Source organism: Paenibacillus brevis (assembly GCF_018919145.1).
Lineage (GTDB): Bacteria > Bacillota > Bacilli > Paenibacillales > Paenibacillaceae > Fontibacillus > Fontibacillus brevis.
The window spans coordinates 1-1,701 of sequence record NZ_JAHLQJ010000042.1; the positions used below are offsets into that span (position 1 = coordinate 1).

The window sequence follows — 1,701 nt, forward strand, 5'->3', positions numbered from 1 at the left end:
TTGGATAAGCCCTCGACCGATTAGTACCTGTCAGCTCCATACATTGCTGCACTTCCACCTCAGGCCTATCAACCTCGTCGTCTTCAAGGGGTCTTACATACTGGGAAATCTCATCTTGAGGGGGGCTTCACGCTTAGATGCTTTCAGCGCTTATCCCTTCCGCACTTAGCTACCCAGCTATGCTCCTGGCGGAACAACTGGTACACCAGCGGTGCGTCCATCCCGGTCCTCTCGTACTAAGGACAGCTCCTCTCAAATTTCCTACGCCCACGACAGATAGGGACCGAACTGTCTCACGACGTTCTGAACCCAGCTCGCGTACCGCTTTAATGGGCGAACAGCCCAACCCTTGGGACCTACTTCAGCCCCAGGATGCGATGAGCCGACATCGAGGTGCCAAACCTCCCCGTCGATGTGGACTCTTGGGGGAGATAAGCCTGTTATCCCCAGGGTAGCTTTTATCCGTTGAGCGATGGCCCTTCCATGCGGTACCACCGGATCACTAAGCCCGACTTTCGTCCCTGCTCGACTTGTCAGTCTCGCAGTCAAGCTCCCTTATGCCTTTGCACTCTTCGAATGATTTCCAACCATTCTGAGGGAACCTTGGGGCGCCTCCGTTACTCTTTAGGAGGCGACCGCCCCAGTCAAACTGCCCGCCTGACACTGTCCCCGCACCGGTTCACGGTACCAGGTTAGAACTCCAATACGATCAGGGTGGTATCCCAACGGCGCCTCCTCCGAAGCTGGCGCTCCGGATTCCTAGGCTCCCACCTATCCTGTACAAATCGTATCAAAGTCCAATATCAAGCTGCAGTAAAGCTCCATGGGGTCTTTCCGTCTTGTCGCGGGTAACCTGCATCTTCACAGGTATTAAAATTTCACCGGATCTCTCGTTGAGACAGCGCCCAAGTCGTTACGCCATTCGTGCGGGTCAGAATTTACCTGACAAGGAATTTCGCTACCTTAGGACCGTTATAGTTACGGCCGCCGTTTACTGGGGCTTCAGTTCATAGCTTCGGGTTACCCCTAACCACTCCCCTTAACCTTCCAGCACCGGGCAGGCGTCAGCCCGTATACTTCGCCTTGCGGCTTCGCACAGACCTGTGTTTTTGCTAAACAGTCGCTTGGGCCTTTTCACTGCGGCCCCCTCGTGCTATTCACACTACCGGGGCACCCCTTCTCCCGAAGTTACGGGGTCATTTTGCCGAGTTCCTTAACGAGAGTTCTTCCGCGCGCCTTAGAATTCTCTTCTCGCCTACCTGTGTCGGTTTGCGGTACGGGCACCTTCACCTGGCTAGAGGCTTTTCTTGGCAGTCTGAGATCATGACCTTCGCTACTGTAATTTTCACTCCCCATCACAGCCCAAGGTTACGTAGCACGGATTTGCCTATGCTACCCTCTCACTGCTTGGACGGACATCCATCAGTCCGCGTCACTACCCTACTGCGTCACCCCATTGCTCATAACGGTTTACGGTGGTACAGGAATTTCCACCTGTTGTCCTTCGACTACGCCTTTCGGCCTCGCCTTAGGTCCCGACTTACCCTGAGCGGACGAACCTTCCTCAGGAACCCTTAGGCTTTCGGCGGATCAGATTCTCACTGATCTTTTCGTTACTCATACCGGCATTCTCACTTGTATACTCTCCAGCGCTCCTTACGGTACACCTTCAACGTATATACAACGCTCCCCTACCCCTGA

Annotated in this window: 1 protein-coding gene and 1 other annotated feature (1 of these 2 only partly in view); the gene reads right to left on the reverse strand. The window is 54.3% G+C overall.

Annotated features, from left to right (window positions below; genetic code table 11):
• Window positions 1–1,701, reverse strand: a sequence feature (mutual gap in cmsearch alignment for this rRNA model is longer than 100) (it continues 1,353 nt past the right edge of the window).
• The gene (locus KQJ23_RS23495) at window positions 262–549 is read right to left on the reverse strand and encodes a hypothetical protein (protein ID WP_216481323.1); all 288 of its coding nucleotides are present in this window, start codon (window positions 547–549) and stop codon (window positions 262–264) included. Its footprint overlaps the feature before it by 288 nt.